A 273-nucleotide genomic window follows, 5' to 3' on the forward strand; every position below is an offset into this window, starting at 1 on the left:
GTTTATCATACAAGTGCGAGAAGTATGGCATTGAGTATGTAAAAGCTGATAAATGGTTCGCCTCAAGCAAGATTTGCTCATGTTGCGGAGTTAAATACGACCATTCAGTTCAACCAGAAGGACAGTGGAGTTTAAAAATACGTGAGTGGCGTTGTGTTCCATGCAATAGCCATCACGATAGGGATTTAAATGCTTCGATAAATTTATCAAGATGGGTAAAATAAATGCTTGATAATAGGAGGTAACGATACTGCCTCGTGTGGAGTGTTATAC

General features: G+C 39.2%; 1 protein-coding gene. It reads left to right on the forward strand.

The window, feature by feature from the left end; all coding sequences use genetic code 11:
• The coding region (locus tag MR065_RS27275; RefSeq protein WP_242215752.1) for a transposase at nucleotides 1-224 on the forward strand (224 nt) is incomplete at its 5' end.
• Nucleotides 225-273: the final 49 nt, after the last annotated feature.

The sequence above is a fragment of the Bacillus cereus group sp. BfR-BA-01383 genome (assembly GCF_022663495.1).
Lineage (GTDB): Bacteria > Bacillota > Bacilli > Bacillales > Bacillaceae_G > Bacillus_A > Bacillus_A cereus_AU.